The sequence below is a fragment of the Pseudohaliea sp. genome, assembly GCF_040217025.1.
Classification (GTDB): domain Bacteria; phylum Pseudomonadota; class Gammaproteobacteria; order Pseudomonadales; family Halieaceae; genus Pseudohaliea.
The window spans coordinates 240,511-257,939 of the sequence record NZ_JAVJOA010000010.1 but is presented as its reverse complement, the minus strand read 5'-3'; the positions used below and the strand labels follow the sequence as shown (position 1 = coordinate 257,939).

21 protein-coding genes are annotated in these 17,429 nt (G+C 69.8%); 8 read left to right on the top strand and 13 right to left on the bottom strand.

The features are described from left to right. Nucleotide 1: 1 nt before the first annotated feature. From mgtE to RKE50_RS12535, 11 genes are all read right to left on the bottom strand, one after another. Complete coding sequence (gene mgtE, locus RKE50_RS12585) at nucleotides 2–1,354, bottom strand: magnesium transporter (RefSeq protein ID WP_350036791.1); 1,353 nt, start codon at nucleotides 1,352–1,354, stop codon at nucleotides 2–4. Between the two features lie 101 nt (nucleotides 1,355–1,455). Next, entirely contained in the window at nucleotides 1,456–1,740 is a 285-nt protein-coding gene (locus RKE50_RS12580) for an HPr family phosphocarrier protein (RefSeq protein ID WP_350036789.1), read from the bottom strand. A 4-nt stretch (nucleotides 1,741–1,744) separates the two neighbouring features. Continuing rightward, nucleotides 1,745–2,596, bottom strand: a complete 852-nt coding sequence (rapZ, locus tag RKE50_RS12575) for an RNase adapter RapZ (RefSeq protein ID WP_350036787.1) — start codon at nucleotides 2,594–2,596, stop codon at nucleotides 1,745–1,747. Nucleotides 2,597–2,603: 7 nt separating this feature from the next. Further along, a complete protein-coding gene (ptsN, locus tag RKE50_RS12570; protein ID WP_350036785.1) occupies nucleotides 2,604–3,062 on the bottom strand; it encodes a PTS IIA-like nitrogen regulatory protein PtsN in 459 nt (152 codons plus the stop codon). A gap of 1 nt (nucleotide 3,063) precedes the next feature. Next, the gene (gene hpf / locus RKE50_RS12565; protein WP_350036783.1) at nucleotides 3,064–3,351 is read right to left on the bottom strand and encodes a ribosome hibernation-promoting factor, HPF/YfiA family; all 288 of its coding nucleotides are present in this window, start codon (nucleotides 3,349–3,351) and stop codon (nucleotides 3,064–3,066) included. A 60-nt stretch (nucleotides 3,352–3,411) separates the two neighbouring features. After that, complete coding sequence (locus RKE50_RS12560) at nucleotides 3,412–4,917, bottom strand: RNA polymerase factor sigma-54 (RefSeq protein ID WP_350036781.1); 1,506 nt, start codon at nucleotides 4,915–4,917, stop codon at nucleotides 3,412–3,414. Nucleotides 4,918–5,127: 210 nt separating this feature from the next. Next, on the bottom strand, nucleotides 5,128–5,853 hold the full coding sequence (gene lptB, locus RKE50_RS12555) for an LPS export ABC transporter ATP-binding protein (RefSeq protein WP_350036779.1): 726 nt from the start codon (nucleotides 5,851–5,853) through the stop codon (nucleotides 5,128–5,130). After that, on the bottom strand, nucleotides 5,831–6,472 hold the full coding sequence (gene lptA / locus RKE50_RS12550; RefSeq protein WP_350036777.1) for a lipopolysaccharide transport periplasmic protein LptA: 642 nt from the start codon (nucleotides 6,470–6,472) through the stop codon (nucleotides 5,831–5,833). The genes lptB and lptA overlap by 23 nt, the downstream gene beginning before the upstream one ends. Next, nucleotides 6,469–6,987 (bottom strand): KdsC family phosphatase, encoded by a 519-nt coding sequence (locus tag RKE50_RS12545; RefSeq protein WP_350036775.1) that lies wholly within the window; start codon nucleotides 6,985–6,987, stop codon nucleotides 6,469–6,471. The genes lptA and RKE50_RS12545 overlap by 4 nt, the downstream gene beginning before the upstream one ends. An 8-nt stretch (nucleotides 6,988–6,995) precedes the next feature. Beyond that, on the bottom strand, nucleotides 6,996–7,973 hold the full coding sequence (locus RKE50_RS12540; RefSeq protein WP_350036773.1) for a KpsF/GutQ family sugar-phosphate isomerase: 978 nt from the start codon (nucleotides 7,971–7,973) through the stop codon (nucleotides 6,996–6,998). A gap of 16 nt (nucleotides 7,974–7,989) precedes the next feature. After that, complete coding sequence (locus RKE50_RS12535; RefSeq protein ID WP_350036772.1) at nucleotides 7,990–8,964, bottom strand: calcium/sodium antiporter; 975 nt, start codon at nucleotides 8,962–8,964, stop codon at nucleotides 7,990–7,992. Between the two features lie 260 nt (nucleotides 8,965–9,224). Here RKE50_RS12535 and RKE50_RS12530 point away from each other — a divergent pair, with 260 nt between their 5' ends. From RKE50_RS12530 to hisD, 4 genes are read left to right on the top strand one after another with little or no spacing between them, the layout of a single operon-like run. Next, nucleotides 9,225–9,860 carry an MlaC/ttg2D family ABC transporter substrate-binding protein gene (locus tag RKE50_RS12530; protein ID WP_350036771.1) on the top strand — a complete coding sequence of 212 codons (636 nt, stop codon included), beginning with the start codon at nucleotides 9,225–9,227 and terminating at the stop codon, nucleotides 9,858–9,860. Nucleotides 9,861–9,917: 57 nt separating this feature from the next. Next, on the top strand, nucleotides 9,918–10,163 hold the full coding sequence (locus tag RKE50_RS12525; protein WP_350036770.1) for a BolA family protein: 246 nt from the start codon (nucleotides 9,918–9,920) through the stop codon (nucleotides 10,161–10,163). Nucleotides 10,164–10,167: 4 nt separating this feature from the next. Further along, nucleotides 10,168–10,815: an ATP phosphoribosyltransferase gene (gene hisG / locus RKE50_RS12520; protein ID WP_350036769.1), complete on the top strand. Its 648-nt coding sequence runs from the start codon at nucleotides 10,168–10,170 to the stop codon at nucleotides 10,813–10,815. Continuing rightward, complete coding sequence (gene hisD, locus RKE50_RS12515; RefSeq protein ID WP_350036768.1) at nucleotides 10,812–12,131, top strand: histidinol dehydrogenase; 1,320 nt, start codon at nucleotides 10,812–10,814, stop codon at nucleotides 12,129–12,131. Before hisG ends, hisD begins: the two co-directional genes overlap by 4 nt. 38 nt (nucleotides 12,132–12,169) lie before the next feature. Here hisD and RKE50_RS12510 read toward each other — a convergent pair whose 3' ends face one another. Continuing rightward, nucleotides 12,170–13,297, bottom strand: a complete 1,128-nt coding sequence (locus RKE50_RS12510) for a S1C family serine protease (protein ID WP_350036767.1) — start codon at nucleotides 13,295–13,297, stop codon at nucleotides 12,170–12,172. 174 nt (nucleotides 13,298–13,471) lie between these two features. Here RKE50_RS12510 and RKE50_RS12505 point away from each other — a divergent pair, with 174 nt between their 5' ends. After that, entirely contained in the window at nucleotides 13,472–14,233 is a 762-nt protein-coding gene (locus tag RKE50_RS12505) for a Nif3-like dinuclear metal center hexameric protein (protein WP_350036766.1), read from the top strand. Nucleotides 14,234–14,326: 93 nt separating this feature from the next. On the opposite strand, the gene RKE50_RS12500 is transcribed toward RKE50_RS12505, so the two are convergent. Continuing rightward, nucleotides 14,327–14,923: a Z-ring associated ZapG family protein gene (locus tag RKE50_RS12500; protein ID WP_350036765.1), complete on the bottom strand. Its 597-nt coding sequence runs from the start codon at nucleotides 14,921–14,923 to the stop codon at nucleotides 14,327–14,329. Nucleotides 14,924–15,107: 184 nt separating this feature from the next. Here RKE50_RS12500 and zapE point away from each other — a divergent pair, with 184 nt between their 5' ends. The 3 genes from zapE to rpsI all read left to right on the top strand — a co-directional run bounded on the left by zapE (nucleotide 15,108) and on the right by rpsI (nucleotide 17,203). Next, nucleotides 15,108–16,205, top strand: coding sequence for a cell division protein ZapE (zapE, locus tag RKE50_RS12495; protein ID WP_350036764.1), 1,098 nt, complete (start codon nucleotides 15,108–15,110; stop codon nucleotides 16,203–16,205). 167 nt (nucleotides 16,206–16,372) lie between these two features. Further along, the gene (rplM, locus tag RKE50_RS12490; RefSeq protein ID WP_350036763.1) at nucleotides 16,373–16,801 is read left to right on the top strand and encodes a 50S ribosomal protein L13; all 429 of its coding nucleotides are present in this window, start codon (nucleotides 16,373–16,375) and stop codon (nucleotides 16,799–16,801) included. A 9-nt stretch (nucleotides 16,802–16,810) separates the two neighbouring features. Further along, entirely contained in the window at nucleotides 16,811–17,203 is a 393-nt protein-coding gene (gene rpsI / locus RKE50_RS12485) for a 30S ribosomal protein S9 (protein ID WP_350036762.1), read from the top strand. Nucleotides 17,204–17,429: the final 226 nt, after the last annotated feature.

The window sequence follows — 17,429 nt, the reverse complement described above, 5'->3', positions numbered from 1 at the left end:
TTCAGCCGTAGAAAGTCGCTGCCAGGCCCAGGAAGGCCACGAAGCCGACCACGTCGGTGACCGTGGTCAGCACCACGCCACCGGCGAGGGCCGGATCGATCTTCAGCCGCTGCAGCACCAGTGGCAGCACCGCGCCAGAGAGACCCGCGGTGATCAGGTTGATGACCATGGCCGCGGCGATGATGGCACCGAGGACCGGGCTGTCGAACCACAGCGCCGCGGCCGTGGCGACGATGGTGGCCCAGATCAGGCCGTTGATGATGCCGACATAGGCCTCGCGGAGGATCAGCCAGGTCCGGTTGCCGGCGTTGATCTGTCCCATGGCCATCGCGCGCACCAGGACTGTCACGGTCTGGGTGCCCGCGATGCCTCCCATGGACGCGACGATGGGCATGAGCACGGCGAGGGCCACCACCTTCTCGATCGTGTCCTGGAACTGGTTGATCACCCCGGAGGCGATGAAGGCGGTGAGGAGGTTGATGGCCAGCCACACGGTGCGCCGCTTCGCCGTGCGCAGCACCGGGGCGAAGGTGTCCTCGTCCTCGTCGAGACCGGCGAGGGCCATGAAGGAGTGGTCGGCGTCCTCGCGGATGACGTCGACCACGTCGTCGATGGTGATGCGCCCGAGAAGCCGGCCGTCGGCGTCTATCACGGGGGCGCTCACCCAGTCGTTGCGCTCGAAGAGCCGCGCCACCTCGTCGTCGGGCATGTCCACGGGGAGCGCCTGCTGGCTCGTGACCATGAGCTCGCGCACCGAGTGCGACGGGTCCGATACCAGCAGCGTGCGCAGGGGGAGGAGGCCGACGTAGCGGTCGTCGCGGTTGACGACGATGAGATTGTCAGTGGCCGCGGGGATGCTCTCGTGGCGGCGGAGGTAGCGCAGCACCACGTCCAGGGTCAGGTCGGCCCGGATCGTGATGGCGTCGGTGTTCATGAGGCCGCCGGCGGTGTCGTCGGCGTAGAAGATCACCTGTTCCAGGCGCGCCCGGTCCTGGTGGTCCATGGCCTCGAGGACCTCGAAGGTGACCTCGTCCGGCAGCTGCTGCAGGATGTCGGCGACGTCGTCGTCGTCGAGACCCTCGGTGAGCTGGGCGACCTGGGCCGGCTCAAGCTCGCTCAGGAACTCGAGCTGCAGCTCGTAGCCGAGCTCGTTGAGCACCTCGCCCTGCAGGTCGTCGTCGATGAGCTGCCAGAGCACCTGCCGCGAGCGCGGCGGCGAGGACTCGAGGAGGTGCGCCGCCTCGGCGGGCTCCATCTTGCGGAGCATCCGGCTGACGTCGCCCAGGGTGCCCTTTTCCAGGGCCTCCGTAACCCGGGCAAGCGGCTTCTGGCTGTGCGGTTCAGCGCTGGTCATTGCGTCGCTCGGTCCGGGTTGGGTGGGCGGGGAACGCTGAAATTATCCGGTAAACACCGGGCGACAACAACAGAACCCGCGCGGTCGCACTTGGGAGGCGCCTACTCTTCCTCGTCGAAGCGGTTGTCGATGAGGGCGCAGAGGGCGGCGAGCGCCGCCTCGGCGTCCTCGCCCTCGGCCTCGAGCACCAGCGCCGTTCCCTTGCCCGCGGCGAGCATCATCACCGCCATGATGCTCTTGCCGTCGACGAGGTCACCGCCGCCGTCGGCGCGACCCGCCCGGATACGCGCCGAGTAGGCGGCCGCGCAGCTGACGAACTTCGCCGCGGCCCGGGCGTGCAGCCCGAGCTTGTTGATGATCATGACTTCGCGCCGCGCTGTCGCCATGGCCCTAGCTTAACTCCCGGTGCCGCAGGTGTACCGGGCCGTGGTGGGCCGCCAGGTGTGCGAAGAGCCGCTCGGCCATGTACACGGAGCGGTGCTGTCCGCCGGTGCAGCCGAGGGCGATGGTCAGGTAGCTGCGCGCGCCACTGGCGTAGTGCGGCAGCCAGCGGTCGAGGAACCCCGCCAGTTCGAGGAACAGCTCGCCGGTCAGGGGCTGCGCCTCGAGGAAGTCCTTCACCGGCTCGTCGCGCCCGGTGAGCAGGCGCAGTTCCTTGCTCCAGTGCGGGTTGGGCAGCATGCGCACGTCGAACACGAGGTCGGCGTCGGCGGGCACACCGCGCTTGAAGCCGAAGGACTGCACCAGCAGCGACAGCACCCCGGCCCCGGCGCCGACGAGGCGCTGGCGCACGGCGTCGCGCAACTCGTGGATGGTCATCTCGCTCGTGTCGAGGGTGAGCCCGGCCTCGGAGGCCAGGGGCTCAAGCAGGGCCTGCTCCCGGCGGATCGCCTCGGCGAGGGGCAGCTCGCGGCTCGCCAGCGGGTGCCGGCGGCGCGTCTCGCTGAAGCGCTTGAGCAGCGTGTCCTCGTCGGCGTCGAGGTAGAGCGTGCGCAGGCGCACCGTGTCCGGCAGCGCGGCGAGGATGTCGTCGATCCGCGACAGGTCGGCGGCGGCGTTGCGGGCATCGATGCACACGGCGACGCCGGCCCCGTCGCGGCCGAGGGCCGGTGCGTGGCCGACCAGTGCCGGCAGCAGCGACGCAGGCAGGTTGTCGATGGCGTAGTAGCCCTCGTCCTCGAGCTGGTGCAGGGCGGTACTCTTGCCCGAGCCGGAGCGGCCGCTGATGATGACGAGGTCCACGGCGGGTTCAGCCTTCCCAGCCGACCACGGTGTCGTACAGCGCGCGGTCGCTGTCGCAGGCGCGCAGGGCAGAGCGCAGCGCCGACTGGCTGAACAGGCGTGCGATGGCGGCGAGGATATCGAGGTGTTCCTGGTGCGCCTCCTCGGGCACGAGGAGGACGAAGAGAAGGTCCACCGGCGCGTCGTCCGGGGCATCGAAGTCGGCGGGCTCGCGCAGGCTGACCAGCGCCCCCAGGGGCTGGCCGCAGCTTGCCAGCCGGCAGTGCGGAATGGCGACGCCGCCGCCAAGGCCGGTGCTGCCGAGCTTCTCCCGGGCGAGCAGCTTGCCGATGACGTCACCGGGGTCGAGGTCCGGGTGGTCCGCCGCGACGAGCGCGGCGACCTCCTCGAAGATGGCTTTCTTGCTGGTCCCGGGCAGGTCCCGTCGGGTGCGCGCCGGTGACAGCAGTTCTCCCAAGGCTTCCATGCTAGTGCGGCCGCGCCTTCTCCTTGTGCTTGATGAGCTGCCGGTCGAGCTTGTCGGCAAGCGCGTCGATGGCGGCGTACATGTCGTCCGACTCCGCCGCGGCAAAGATGTCGGCGCCGGAGATGTGCACGTTGGCCTCGGCTTTCTGTATCTGCTTCTCGACGACGAGGGTCACTTCCATGTTGGTGATGTGGCTGTGATGGCGCTGGAGCCGCTCGAACTTGCTTTCCACGTACTCGCGGAGGGGGTCGGTGACGTCGACGTGATGGCCGCTGATGTTGAGTTGCATACTGGACTCCTTGTGCGTTGCAACGCAGGTATGCCCGGGCCTCTGCCGGGCGCTTCTGTCTCAGACCAGGCGCTTGCGCTCGCTTGAAGGCGGGATGTACAGGCTGTCCCGGTACTTCGCGATCGTCCGCCTGGCCACCTTGATCCCCTGTTCCTCCAGCAGCTGCGCGAGCCGGCTGTCGCTGAGCGGTTTGCGCGGGTTCTCCGCCGCGATGAGCTTGCGGATCAGCGCGCGGATGGCGGTGGAGGAGCAGGCGCCGCCCGTGGTCGTGGCGACGTGGCTGGAGAAGAAATACTTCAGCTCGAAAATGCCCCGGGGCGTGTGCATGTACTTGCGCGTGGTCACCCGGGAGATGGTCGATTCGTGCATCGACACGGCCTCGGCAATGTCGTGGAGGACCAGCGGTTTCATGGCCTCCTCGCCGTACTCAAGGAAGTTGCGCTGGTGGGAGACGATCTCCGAGGCCACCTTCAGCAGGGTTTCGTTGCGGCTCTGCAGGCTCTTCAGGAACCAGCGCGCCTCCTGCAGGTTGTCGCGCAGGTAGGTGTTGTCGGCGCTGTTGTCCGCGCGCCGGATCATGCCCGCGTAGGTGTCGTTGATGCGCAGCCGCGGTGCGATGTCCGGGTTCAGCTCCACCACCCAGCGCCCGTCGCGCTTGCGCACGAACACGTCGGGGACGACGTACTCGGTGTCGTCGCTGCCGATGCGCTTGCCGGGGAACGGGTCGAGGGTCTGCAGCAGCTGGAGGACGCCGCGCAGCGCGTCCTCGTCGAGACGCATGCGGCGCAGGATCTGCGCGTAGTCGCCGTTGCCGAGCTGCGCCAGGTGGCGGCTGACCAGGGTGCGCGCCTGCTCCAGCCAGGGGGTTTCCGGCGGCAGCTGTTTCAGCTGCAGCAGCAGGCATTCCTGCAGGTCGGCGGCGAAAACCCCGGTGGGCTCGAACTGTTGCAGGGCGTGGAGCACGGCGAGCACTTCCTCGCGCTCGATCTCGTCCTCGAAGTCCGCGGCGCAGAGCGTGTGCAGCTCGTCCACGGTGCTGGTGAGGCGGCCGCTGTCATCGGTGGCATCGATGATGGTCATCGCGATGGCGCGGTCGAGGTCTGACAGGCGGGTGAGGTTGAGCTGCCAGAGCAGGTGATCGTGGAGGCTCTGGACGCTGGCGTTGCGGCTGTCCACGTCGTAGTCGGCGCCTTCCGCGGCCGGGCCCGGTGCCGAGGGCGCGGAGGAGGGCACGAGGTCCTCCCACTGCGTATCCACGGGCAGGTCCTCGGGCATGGTCGGCTCGTAGTCGCCGCTCTCGCCGTCACCGGCCGCCGTGCGCTCGAGGCTCTCCAGGGGCCCCTCGCCCGTGCTCGCGGTCAGCTGCTCCTCGCGTTCGGCGCCGTCGACGGGACCGTCGTCGTCGCCCTCGCCCTCATCGAGCTCGAGCATCGGGTTGCTCTGCAGCACCTGCTGGATCTCCAGCTGCAGGTCCAGCGTCGACAGCTGCAGCAGCTTGATCGCCTGCTGCAGCTGCGGCGTCATGGTCAGCTGCTGACCCAGCTTGAGTTGCAGTGCTTGCTTCATGATGGTGACGGAGAGGCGTTCCCTTGCCCTTTACCGGTGCAGTGTAGCGCCGGCCCGCCGACGCTGGCAACGGACTGGCGCGGAAATTGCAGTGACGAACTTGTTGACTTTTGACGTCCGTCACGAACTGCGTCGGAAAGGACCCGGGCGGTGCCTGAAATCGCCCCACAGAGCGGCGCTCCGGGGGTTCCAGGGGCTTCCCCGAACCGGTCAGAGACGGAAGGTATCGCCGAGATAGACCTTGCGCACTTCCGGGTTGTCGAGCACCGCCTGGGGAGAGCCTGCGGCGATGATGCGACCCTCGCCGACGATGTAGGCGGTCTCGCAGATATCGAGGGTCTCGCGCACGTTGTGGTCGGTGATGAGGACGCCGATGCCGCGGTGCTGGAGGTGGCGGATGATCTCCTTGATGTCCGAGACGGAGATCGGGTCGACGCCGGCAAAGGGCTCGTCGAGGAGGATGAACGCCGGTTCCGTGGCCAGCGCCCGGGCGATCTCCACGCGCCGCCGTTCGCCGCCGGAGAGCGCCTGGCCGAGACTGTCGCGCAGGTGGGCGACGTGGAACTCCTCGAGCAGCTCGTCCCGGCGCTCGCGGCGCTGGGCGCGGGTGAGGTCCCGCCGCGTCTCCAGGATGGCCATGAGGTTGTCGCCCACGGACAGCTTGCGGAACACGGAGGCTTCCTGCGGCAGGTAGCCGATGCCCCGGCGCGCCCGCGCATGCATGGGCAGGCCGATGATGTCCTCGCCATCGATGGTGATCTGCCCGGCATCGGCGCGGATGATGCCGACGATCATGTAGAAACAGGTGGTCTTGCCGGCGCCGTTCGGCCCCAGCAGGCCGACCACCTGGGCGCTTTCCACGGCGAGGGAGACGTCCCGGACCACGGGGCGCCCGCCGTAGGCCTTGGCCAGCTTAGTCGCCTTCAGTTCCGCCATCGGGCGGCGCTCCTGTGTCGGTGGCGGCGCCGGCTGGCGTCGCGGGCGTCGGGGTCGCCGCGTCCTCCCGGGCGCCGCTTTCGCCGTTGTCTTCGCCGGCGGTATCCACCGGGTTCTCGGCCTCCTCGGCGAGACGCGGCGGGATCACTACCTGCACCCGCTCACCGCCGCTGTCCGCCGCATCGGCGCGCACCAGCTGCTCGCGGATCAGGTAGTCGATGCGCTCGCCGCGCACCGTGGCGCCGTCCTGCTCGACCTCGGCGTCTCGTTCGAGGAGGACGCGCTCCGCGGCGGTGAAATAGGTGATGCGCCGGGCGGCGGCGTGGATCACGGCCTCGTCGACCTCGGGCTGCTGCTGCATGCGGGCCGGTTCGCCGACCGCGACCACGCGTTCGGCGAGGTCGCGGCTGTGGTAGATGGTGAGCTCGTCGGCCTCGATCACCAGGCTGCCCTGCACCAGGCGCACGGCCCCGGTATAGATCGTCTCGCCGGCTTTTTCATCGCGCACGGCGCGGTCGGCCTCGACGGCAATGGGCTGCTCCCGGTCCCCTGGCAATGCCTGCGCCGCCGGTGCGAGCAGCGCGGCACCGGCCAGCAGCAGGGCGGTGAGGTGCTTCACCGGTAGGCCGCCTCGATGGCCTCGCGGCGGTCCATGGCGTGCAGGAGCTGCTCGCAGGCCTCGCGCACGCAGCCGCCGCCGCCGGGATAGCGGCTCTGCCAGTCGGCCGCCTCGGCCACCGCATCCACCGCGTCGGCGGGCGCCAGGCCGATGGCCGCCGCGCGCAGGGCGCCGAGGTCGGGCAGGTCGTCGCCCATGTAGGCACACTGCGCGAGCGTAAGGCCCAGGCCCGCGCAGAGTTCCTCGAGGGCCACGCGCTTGTCCTCGCGCCCCTGCACCACGTGCGCGATGCCGAGCTCCGTGGCGCGGCGCTGGACGATCTGCGAGCGGCGCCCGGTGATGATGGCCACGGCGATGCCGGCCTGCTGCAGCAGCTTGAGGCCCAGGCCGTCCTTGATGTTGAACGCCTTCAGTTCCTCGCCGTCGTTGCCGTAGTAGAGCCGGCCGTCCGTGAGGACGCCGTCGACATCGAGGGCCAGGAGGCGCAGGGCGCTGGCGCGGGTGCGGTCGATCACCGGCGGCCTCAGGCGATGCCGGCCTGGAGCAGGCCGAGCAGGCTGACCACGCCGACCGGCTCGCCGTGGTCGCCGACCACCACGAGCGCGCTGATGCGGTTCTCTTCCATGATGCGCAGCGCCTCGGCGGCCAGCATGCCCTCGGTGATGGTGCGCGCCTTGCGCGTCATGAGATCGCCGATGGGCGTCTCGTTAATGTCGATGCGGGCGTCGATGGCGCGCCGGAGGTCGCCGTCCGTGAACACGCCCTCGAGGTGGTCGCCGTCGACGACCGTGGTCATGCCCAGGCCCTTGGCGGAGATTTCCAGCAGCGCTTCACCGAGCGGCGTTTCCGGGGTGACCCGGGGAATCTCCGGGCCGCTGCGCATCACGTCTTCCACCATGAGCAGGAGCTTGCGGCCGAGGGCGCCGCCGGGGTGGGAGAAGGCGAAGTCCTCGGCGGTGAAGCCGCGGGCCTCGAGCAGCGCGATGGCGAGCGCGTCGCCCATGACCAGGGCCGTGGTCGTGCTCGAGGTGGGGGCGAGGTCCAGCGGGCAGGCCTCGGTCTCGACCCCGGTGTCGAGGTGGGCGTCCGCCGCCTGCGCCAGCGTCGAGGACGGGTTGCCGGTCATGCTCACCAGGGGGGTTCCCAGCCGCTTGAGCAGCGGCAGCAGCATCACCACCTCGTTGGTGCTGCCGCTGTTCGACAGGGCCAGCACGCAGTCGTCGCCGGTGATCATGCCCATGTCGCCGTGGCTCGCCTCGCCCGGGTGGACGAAGAAGGCGGGCGTGCCGGTGCTGGCGAGCGTCGCTGCGATCTTCGTGCCGATGTGCCCGGACTTGCCCATGCCCGTAACGACGACCCGGCCGCGGGTAGCGAGCAGCAGCTCGCAGGCGTGGGCAAACTCGCTGCCGATGCGCGCTTCGAGGGCGGCGACGGCCTCGGCTTCCATGCGCACGGTGCGGCGGGCGGAGTCGACGTAGCTGGGCGGGGCGGCGTGGGTCATGGAGAAGCTGACACCCCTAGAGGCTCTGGGAAAGCGCGTAATAATACAGCGCGTAGAAGGCCGTCAACAACAGCCCTACCGCACGGCCCAGGTAGCTGTAGCCGCCCTCCGCGCGCCGGCGGTAGTGCCCCGTGTAGATGGCGATGGCGAGGAGGAACGTGCCCGCGGCCATGGCCGGGTAGTCGCGGGCGAGCACGTCGCCGGACAGCGCCAGCGGCGCGATGACGCCGGGCACTGACATCACCGCCAGCAGGTTGAACAGGTTCGAGCCGATGACATTGCCGATGGCGATCTCCGTGTGTCCCTTGAGGGCGCTCGCTAGCGTCGCGGCAAGCTCCGGCAGGCTGGTGCCCACGGCGACGATGGTCAGGCCGATGACCAGTTCGGAGACGCCGAGCTGGGCGGCGATGGTCGTGGCGCCCCAGACCAGCAGGCGGGAACTGCCGACGAGGAGGGCGAGGCCGGCGAAGAACGCGAGCCAGGCGCGCAGGGGCGACAGGTGCGGCAGTTCCTCCTCTTCGCTCTCTTCCTGCACGACCTGGTCCCCGGCCTGCGCGCGGACCATCTGCACGAGGATCAGGACCAGGCCGCCCATCATCAGCAGGCCGTCGAAGCGCGACAGCACGCCGTCGAGCAGGAGCACCCAGGTGCCCAGGGTGACGAGGAGCAGGGTCGGCAGCTCAACGCGCACGCAGCCCTGGCGGATGAGCATGGGCGCGATGAGTACCGTGAGCCCGAGCACGAGGCCGATGTTGGCGATGTTCGAGCCGAGGGCGTTGCCCACGGCGAGCTCGCCGGCCCCGGCGAGGGCGGCGGTGACGGACACCAGGATCTCCGGCGCCGAGGTGCCGAGGGAAACGATGGTCAGGCCGATGATGACCGGCGACAGCCCGAGGTTCTCGGCGATGGAGGCGGCACCGGCGACGAAGAGGTCCGCGCTCCAGACCAGGAGCACGAGGCCGATGATGACCGCTGCGGCCGCGAGAATCATGCGGCGGTGTTTTTCCCGCCCGCGCCGCGGCCGGGAAACCCGGCGGCAGCGCTGTGGTCATACGGAACGCGGGTCGAAACGTAGTACACTGGCGGGCCCGCGACGGTGGCGTGAGTTGGCATGGAGCGGATTCTAACCGCTCGCCGGGGCCGCCGCAGCAAACAGGACGAATCGGGAAGCCCATGAACAGACAAGCGGATCGGATGGCAGGCCTCCGCAGCGGCGCACTGCGCCGCCTGGCAGCGCTTGCCGGAGTATTGGTGACAGCAACTGCCCTGGCGTTCGGTGACGTCGCCCGGGCGGTCGAGCAGGAGCCGCGCAGCGCGGCGCAGACGCTACGGGAGACCACGGAGGACGTTCTCGAGGTGATCGAGAACGCCCAGGGTTACGTGGACGAGGACCCGGAGCGCTACTACCAGGCCGTGCACGAGGTGCTCGACCCGGTGGTCGATTTCCGCGGCTTCGCCCGCGGCGTGATGGGCGACTATGCCACCAGCGAGCGCTACCGCTCCCTCGACGAGGCGGGGCGGGAGAAGCTCCGCGACCAGCTCGAGCGCTTCACGGAGACCATGCGCAAGGGCCTGGTGCGAACCTACAGCAAGGGCCTGCTCGCCTTCAACGGTTCGCGGGTCGAGCTGGACGAGGACGACAGCCGGGAAGAGGGCAGCCGGGCGACGCTCAAGCAGCTGATCTACAGCGACGAGGCGCAGCCCTACGTCGTCACCTACACCATGGGCCGCGAGCGCGACGGCAGCTGGCTGATCCGCAACCTGATCGTCGAGGACGTGAACCTCGGCCAGATCTACCGCAGCCAGTTCGAGGCCTCGGCCCGGAAGTACGACGGTGACCTGGATACGGTTATCGCCAACTGGACCGCCGAGGGCCTGGACAGCTGAGGCGGCAGTTGGTCAGGGCGGGCAGGAAGCACAGGCAGAAACAGACAGCAGGCAGGAATGGAGGCAAGGGTGGACGCAGCGACGGTCAAGGCGCTCGTAGAGCAGGAACTCGAGGGCTGCGAGGTGCAGGTCGAGGGCGCGGGCAGCAACTACGACATCACGGTGATCGGCGAGCTATTTACCGGCCTGCGCCCGGTAAAGAAGCAGCAGCTGGTGTACGGCGCGCTGCGCGAGAGCATCGCCGCGGGCTCGATCCACGCGGTGAACATCCGCACCTTCACCCCGGACGAGTGGCAGGGCTGAAGCCGTGGCCGGCACGCTCACCCTGGCGCTGACCAAGGGCCGGATCCTCGCCGAGACGCTGCCGTTGCTGGCCCGGGCCGGCATCGAGCCGGCGGAGGACATCGACAGCAGCCGCAAGCTGGTCTTCGACAGCAACCGCCCCGGCCTGCGCCTGCTGGTGCTGCGCGGCACGGACGTGCCGACCTACGTCCGCCACGGCGCCGCCGACCTCGGCGTCGTCGGCAAGGACATGCTCCTCGAGCAGGGCGCCGAGGGGCTCTACGAGCCGCTGGACCTCGGCATCGCGCGCTGCCGGCTCATGACCGCCGCCCCGACGGGCTGGCGGCCCACCGGCTCCCGCGTGCGCGTGGCCACCAAGTTCGTCAACGTCGCCCGCCGGCACTTCGCTGCCCGCGGCGTGCAGGCCGACATCATCAAGCTTTACGGCGCCATGGAACTGGCCCCAACCATGGGGCTGTCCGATCTCATCGTCGACATCGTCGACAGCGGCAACACGCTGCGCGCCAACGGCCTCGAACCCCTCGAGGAGATCGCCACGGTGAGCTCCCGGCTGGTGGTCAACAAGGCGTCCCTGCGCGCGGCGCACGAGCCGATCACCCGGCTCCTGGCGGACATCGAGGCCGCGCTGCCCGCCGACGGACTCGCGGCGTGATTGCCCGCCTCGACACCCGCGCCGCGGACTTCGACGCGGCGCTCGCCGCCCTGGCGCCGGCCGGTGAGGCCGACTCGGCCACGGTGCAGGCGCGGGTTGCGGCGATCCTGGCCGACGTCGAGGTCCGCGGCGACGCCGCCGTCCTCGACTACACGGCGCGCTTCGACAGTCTCACGGCAGACAGCATCGCCGGGCTCACGGTGCCGGCCGGGCGGCTGCAGGCGGCGCTGGACGGGCTGCCGGCGACGCAGCGGGCGGCCCTGGCCGTGGCCGCGGCGCGCATCCGCACGTACCACGAGCGCCAGCTCGGCACCAGCTGGCAGTACACGGACGAGCACGGCAACGTGCTGGGCCAGCAGGTCACGCCGCTTGGCAGCGTCGGTGTCTACGTACCCGGCGGCAAGGCGAGCTACCCGTCCTCGGTGCTCATGAACGCCCTGCCCGCGCACGTCGCGGGCGTCGATGAAATCACCATGGTGGTGCCGGCGCCGGGCGGCGAGCTCAACGAGCTGGTGCTGGCGGCGGCAGCGCTGGCCGGGGTCAGCCGGGTCTACACCATCGGCGGGGCCCAGGCCGTCGCAGCCCTGGCCTACGGCACCGCGAGCATCGCCGCAGTGGACAAGATCGTCGGCCCCGGCAACGCCTACGTCGCCGAGGCCAAGCGCCAGGTGTTCGGCCGGGTCGGCATCGACATGGTCGCCGGCCCCTCGGAGATTCTCATCATCTGTGACGGCGCTACGGACCCGGCGTGGATCGCCATGGACCTGTTCTCCCAGGCCGAGCACGACGAGAACGCGCAGGCCCTGCTGCTGTCCCCGGACGCCGCGTTCCTCGATGCCGTGGCTGCGGCGATCGAAGAACTGCTGCCGCAGCAGGAGCGCCGCGACATCATCGCCGCCTCGCTGGCGCGGCGCGGCGCGCTGGTGCTGACCGCGGACCTCGACGATGCCGTGCGCCTCTCCAACCGTGTCGCCCCGGAGCACCTCGAACTGTCCGTGGCGGACCCGGAGGCGCTGCTGCCCGCGATCCGTGCCGCGGGGGCGATCTTCCTCGGCCGCTACAGCGCCGAGGCCCTCGGCGACTACTGCGCCGGCCCCAACCACGTGCTGCCCACCGCCGGCAGCGCGCGCTTCTTCTCGCCCCTCGGCGTCTACGACTTCCAGAAGCGCAGCTCCATCATCAACGTGAGCCCGGCCGGGGCACGGGTGCTCGGCGATGTCGCCTCGACGCTCGCCCGCGGCGAGTCCCTCACCGCCCACGCGCGCAGTGCGGAATACCGCCGGGACGCGGTCCTCGAGGGCGAGGGTTCCCCCTAGACCTTCCACGGGCAATAGCGCACTTGCAGTGCCGCGGGCTACTGGGGGGAGGGGCCGACGGCTCCCGGTGACTGGGTCTGGGCGCCGACCACGGCGCGCAGGTCGACGGTCTGGCTGCCGCGGAGGGCGGTGATGCGGAGGCTGTCGCCGGGGCGGAGCAGGGCGATGTCGTACATGCTCCGGCGCACATCCTCCACGGGCTCCCCGTTGAAGTGGGTGATGACGTCGCCGGGCTGCAGCCCGGCCTTCTGCGCGGGCCCCCCCTCAGCCACCGCGGTGACGATCAGGGCCTGACCCGTCGGGCCGTCACCCTCGCGCAGGAGCCGCGGCTCCACCTGCACGCCCAGCCAGCCGCGGATGACCCGGCCGTACTCGATGAGGTCGCCGACGACGAAGCGGGCGAGGTCCACGGGTATCGCCAGGCCGATGCCGATGCCCGTGGCACCGCTCACGGCCTGCTGGTCCGAGGTATAGATGAGGGTGTTGATGCCGAGGAGCCGTCCCCGCGAGTCCACGAGCGCGCCCCCGGAGTTGCCCTGGTGGATGATCGCATCGGTCTGGATGTAGCTCTCGTAGACACCCTCGAGGCCGTAGCGCTCGAGGCCGGAAATGATCCCCTGGGTCACCGACTGCCCGAAGCCCAGCGGATTGCCGATCGCCAGCACCACGTCGCCCACGCGCGCATCGGCGGAATTGCCCAGCGCGATCGGCGTAAGGTCCGGCAGGTCGATCTTGAGCAGGGCGAGGTCCGTCGCCGGGTCCGTGCCGATGATGCGCGCGGCCGCGGTGCGGCCATCACCGAGGAGTACCTGGATGGCGTCGGCACCGTCGATGACGTGATTGTTGGTGAGGACGTGGCCTTCGGCGGAGAAGATCACCCCGGAGCCGAGGCTCTGCTCGATACGCTGCCGGGGCTGGTTGCGGGGAACGAACTGGCGCCAGAAGGGGTCGTTCAGCAGGCGCCCGGCCCGCGTGGGGACCACCTTGCGGGTATAGATGTTGACCACCGCGGGGGTAGCGGCCTGCACCGCGGCGGCGTAGCTCTGCGCCTCACCGGGGCCGCCGCCGGCCTCCCGGGGCGCCAGCACCCAGTGCTCCAGCACGAGCAGCGCCGCAAGGATGCCGGCGGCCACCGGCCAGGCCGCAACGCGTAGCCAGCTGAGCATGCCCCTCTCCCCCGTGATCGTCCCGACAGGCTGAAATTGCGCTCTGAAAAACGCATTCTATATGATGGCAGCCCCTGGCACAGAAGGCGGCCTTCGCCCGCTTCCGCCCGTTCGCCGACCCGGCCCGCGCGACGCGGGGCGGAGCCGCATTCACGACACCCCTAAGGAGATCCCATGACCGTCGCCCTGGACGAACTCGTCGCCGCCATGGACGCGCTGCTCGAGCCCGCGCGCTTCCGCGACTACTGCCCGAACGGCCTGCAGGTGGCCGGCCGTCCATCGGTGGCGAAGCTCGCCTGTGCCGTGACCGCCAACCAGTCGGTCCTCGATGCGGCGGTGGCCTGGGGCGCGGATGCGTTGCTGGTGCACCACGGTTACTTCTGGCGCGGGGAGGATCAGCGGGTGGTCGGCATGAAGCGCCGCCGCCTGGCGACCCTGCTCGGCAACGAGCTCTCCCTGATCGCTTACCACCTGCCGCTGGATGCACACCCGGCGGTGGGCAACAACGCCGAGCTCGGCCGGCACCTCGGCATCGTCGACATCGAGCCGCTGCATCGCGATGCGAGCGATGGCGTGGGATCGATCGGCAACCTGGCCGAGCCGCTGACCGCCGGCGCGCTGGCCGAGCGGCTGGCGCTGCTGACGCACCGGGAGCCGCTGCACATCGGCGAGGCCGCGGCCACGCTGCGTCGCGTGGCCTGGTGCACCGGGGCGGCGCAGGGCTACATCGATGCCGCCGCGGCCGCGGGGGCGGACGCCTACATCACCGGCGAGGTCTCGGAACCCACGGTGCACAGCGCCCGCGAGCAGGGGGTGCAGTTCTTCGCGGCGGGACACCACGCCACGGAGCGCTACGGGGTGCAGGCGCTGGGGCAGCTCATGGCGGAACGCTTCGGCCTCGCATTCACCTTCCTGGATTGTGACAACCCGGCCTGAGCGGCCGGGTATGCGCCGGCAAGGGCCGGGCGGGGGCCGGTGGTGTGCTGCCCGGCTCGACGGATGCCGGCAAGCCGGGCAGGGCGCCAGCGGTCAGGCGGTTTCCTTGCGCTCGCTGTCTTTCTCGCCCGCCGTCTCGCTGCCGCTGTCAGTGTCTTCGGCATCGGCTCTGGCTTCGGCTTCGGCTTCGGCGGTCGTTTCCTCGACCACGTCCTCGGCCTCTTCGCCTGCCGCGGGGCCCTGACGGGTCCCCGGGGTCTGCTCCCGCTCGATGCCGAAGCTCTCGTTCAGCATGCCCGTCTCACCCTCGGCCTTGGGCGCATAATCCCGCGGCGGTTCGATGTTCATGGATTCCTGGGGCACTTCGCTGTCGTCCGCCGTGCCGGCGAGGCGCTTCACGGAGACGTCGTTCTTGCCCACGCAGAGGGTGCTGGCGCCCTCGGCGAGGTGCTCGTGGATGCCGCGGTACATGTCGGTCAGGGCGTTGAGCCGGTCGGCGGTTTCCACGAAATGCTCGGTGACGCGGTTCTCGTAGGCCTGCTTGTCCCGCGTGAGCTGGTCGATGCGCTTCTCGAGCTCCCGGGCCTGCTGGCTGCCGGCGGTGGAGTTGCGGCCGAAGAGCATGCCGAGCAGTCCCCCGACGATGAGGGCGCAGAGTCCGGTGCCGATCAGTATGTCGATGCTGTACATGAGAATCACTCCCTAAAAAGGCTGGAATAGAGGCGTTGCAGGGTCATTGGGGGACTCACGGAGTATAGCGCGCCGCCCGGGCCGGCGGCGAGGATTCCGGCAACATTCGTTGCCACCCCGTCATTGCCAACCCTGCACGCCGCGGCTAGAGTAGCGCGCCCATCCGCCCGGGGGAGGCAGGGCCTTGGCCACGCCGCTGGAACGCTACGAACAGGATATCGAGGAGCACGGCTTCGCCCGCGACCCGGCGCAGGCCGAGGCCGTGGCTGCCCTCGACGACCTGTTCACCCGGCTGGCGGAGCGCCGGGCCCGCGGCCGCGGTCTCGGCGCTGCCCTGGCGCGGCTGCGGCGGCGACAGCGGCTTCCCGAGACCGGGCTCTACCTCTGGGGCGGCGTCGGCCGCGGCAAGACCTGGCTCATGGATACCTTCTATGACTGCCTGCCCGCGGAGGGGCGGCAGCGGGTGCACTTTCACCGCTTCATGCAGCGCGTCCACCGCGAGCTCAAGGCCCTGGCCGGCGAAAAGAACCCGCTGGAGAAGGTCGCGGACCGGCTGGCGGGCGAAACCGACGTGCTCTGCTTCGACGAGTTCTTCGTCAGCGACATCGCCGACGCGATGATCCTCGGCAAGCTCATGGAGGCGCTCTTCGCCCGCGGCATCACCCTGGTCGCGACCTCGAACATCCCGCCGCAGCGTCTGTACGAGAACGGCCTGCAGCGGCAGCGCTTCCTGCCCGCCATCGCCCTGATCGAGGCCCACACCCGGGTGCTGAACGTGGACGGCGGCATCGACTACCGGCTGCGCACCCTCGAGCGCGCCCCGCTGTACCACCACCCCCTGGGCGACACCGCCACCGCGGCCCTCGAGGACTTCTTCACCCGCCTGGCCCCGGAGGCCGGGCAGCCCTGGCAGCGGCTGGAGGTGAACGGCCGCTACCTCACCGCCCGCTGCCTGGCCGATGACGTGGCCTGGTTCGAGTTCGAGGAGCTCTGCGGCGGCCCGCGTTCCCAGAACGACTACATCGAGCTGGCGCGGGTATTCCACGCCGTCCTTCTCTCCGGCGTCCGGCCCATGGGCCGGGCCACGGACGACAGCGCGCGGCGCTTCATCAACCTCGTGGACGAATTCTACGACCGCAACGTGAAGCTGGTGATCGCCGCCGACTGCCCCCTGCTGTCGCTCTACGAGGGCGGGGGCCTGGGCTTCGAGTTCGAGCGCACCCTGTCGCGGCTGCAGGAGATGCAGTCCCGCGACTACCTGGCCCGGGAGCACCGTCCCTGAGCCCGGAATCGTGCGACTGCCCCGGGGTACCCGGGACCCGGGGAAGACCCGCGGGAAGCACCGGAAAAGGGCGGCGCCGAAGGGCGCTGACGGGGCTTGCGGCGCCCCCGTCGTTCCAGTAGTATTCGCGCTCTTTTATTTCTGCCCCAAAAGGCGAGACAGATTCCATGAAAACTTACAGCGCGAAAGCCGGGGACGTGCACCAGGACTGGTATGTCGTGGACGCCACGGACAAGACCCTGGGCCGGCTGGCGGCGGAGATCGCCCACCGCCTGCGCGGCAAGCACAAGCCCGAATACACCCCGCATGTCGATACCGGTGACTACATTGTCGTGGTCAACTGCGAGAAGGTCCGCGTGACCGGCGCCAAGGCGACCGACAAGATGTACTACCACCACACGGGGTACCCGGGCGGCATCCGCTCCGCGTCGTTCGAGAAGCTGATCGACAAGGCACCCGAGCGGGTGCTGCAGCGCGCCGTCAAGGGCATGCTGCCGCGCAACCCCCTCGGCCGGGCCATGTTCCGCAAACTGAAGGTGTATGCCGGCAGCGAGCATCCGCACGCCGCGCAGCAGCCGCAACCCCTCAACATCTAAAGGTCTACCATGGCAGCAACCCAATACTACGGCACGGGCCGCCGCAAGACCTCCACGGCCCGCGTGTTCCTGCAGAGCGGCGGCGGCAGCATCACCGTCAACAAGCGCCCGCTGGACCAGTATTTCGGCCGTGAAGTCGCCCGCATGATCGTCCGCCAGCCCCTCGAGCTGGTGGACCTGGTCGAGAAGTTCGACATCAACGTGACCGTCGAGGGCGGCGGCAGCTTCGGCCAGGCCGGCGCCATCCGCCACGGCATCACCCGCGCCCTGATGGATTACGACGAGTCGCTGCGCGGCACGCTGCGCGGCGCCGGCTTCGTCACCCGCGACGCGCGCGCGGTAGAGCGCAAGAAGGTGGGCCTGCGCAAGGCGCGCAAGCGTCCGCAGTTCTCCAAGCGCTGATCGCTGCGCGGGTTTCGCGCAGGCATTGTTTCGAGAGGCGCCCGCACTGGATTCCAGGCGGGCGTTTTTTTTGGCCGCATTTCCTGGCCGATAGCTGGACAGCGCAGCGTGGTAAGCCCTGTATATACAGGCCTTTTCCTTGTACGGCGCTGGCAAAGTCTTTACCATTTAGCGGCTTTTTGAATCCCCTTTCCACGCCGTCAGCATCCGTGCGTCCCCAGGGGAG

Coding starts and splice junctions, on each gene's coding strand:
- RKE50_RS12540 (WP_350036773.1), bottom strand. CDS start 7,973: ATGACCCACGCCGCCCCGCCCAGCTACGTCGACTCCGCCCGCCGCACC.
- hpf (WP_350036783.1), bottom strand. CDS start 3,351: ATGCAACTCAACATCAGCGGCCATCACGTCGACGTCACCGACCCCCTC.
- rpsI (WP_350036762.1), top strand. CDS start 16,811: ATGGCAGCAACCCAATACTACGGCACGGGCCGCCGCAAGACCTCCACG.
- RKE50_RS12535 (WP_350036772.1), bottom strand. CDS start 8,964: ATGATTCTCGCGGCCGCAGCGGTCATCATCGGCCTCGTGCTCCTGGTC.
- ptsN (WP_350036785.1), bottom strand. CDS start 3,062: ATGGAAGCCTTGGGAGAACTGCTGTCACCGGCGCGCACCCGACGGGAC.
- lptB (WP_350036779.1), bottom strand. CDS start 5,853: ATGGCGGAACTGAAGGCGACTAAGCTGGCCAAGGCCTACGGCGGGCGC.
- RKE50_RS12500 (WP_350036765.1), bottom strand. CDS start 14,923: ATGTACAGCATCGACATACTGATCGGCACCGGACTCTGCGCCCTCATC.
- mgtE (WP_350036791.1), bottom strand. CDS start 1,354: ATGACCAGCGCTGAACCGCACAGCCAGAAGCCGCTTGCCCGGGTTACG.
- RKE50_RS12525 (WP_350036770.1), top strand. CDS start 9,918: ATGGAGGCAAGGGTGGACGCAGCGACGGTCAAGGCGCTCGTAGAGCAG.
- RKE50_RS12510 (WP_350036767.1), bottom strand. CDS start 13,297: ATGCTCAGCTGGCTACGCGTTGCGGCCTGGCCGGTGGCCGCCGGCATC.
- RKE50_RS12580 (WP_350036789.1), bottom strand. CDS start 1,740: ATGGCGACAGCGCGGCGCGAAGTCATGATCATCAACAAGCTCGGGCTG.
- rplM (WP_350036763.1), top strand. CDS start 16,373: ATGAAAACTTACAGCGCGAAAGCCGGGGACGTGCACCAGGACTGGTAT.
- RKE50_RS12560 (WP_350036781.1), bottom strand. CDS start 4,917: ATGAAGCAAGCACTGCAACTCAAGCTGGGTCAGCAGCTGACCATGACG.
- RKE50_RS12505 (WP_350036766.1), top strand. CDS start 13,472: ATGACCGTCGCCCTGGACGAACTCGTCGCCGCCATGGACGCGCTGCTC.